1 protein-coding gene is annotated in these 226 nt (G+C 38.9%); it reads left to right on the top strand.

The window, feature by feature from the left end:
- On the top strand, positions 1-226 hold a 226-nt coding region (locus ACVC3Y_RS17045), incomplete at both ends, for a hypothetical protein (RefSeq protein WP_452227558.1).

Genomic DNA, 226 nt, shown 5'->3' on the forward strand with positions numbered 1-226 from the left:
TACGGTTGTAGATGAAACCATAGAATGTAATGGAACAGATAATGAAACCATTGCTAACGATTGGAATGCTGCTAACATATTAGCGCTTCAATCTTGTGGTACAGATAGCTGTGATACAGATGCTGTATTTGATGTAACTTCGGATTATGCTTTCACGAACCTTGCTTCCACTTGTGGTGCTGGTGGTACTATTACTGTAATCTATACGGTATCGGATGATTGTGAT

This window comes from Lacinutrix cladophorae (assembly GCF_053604645.1).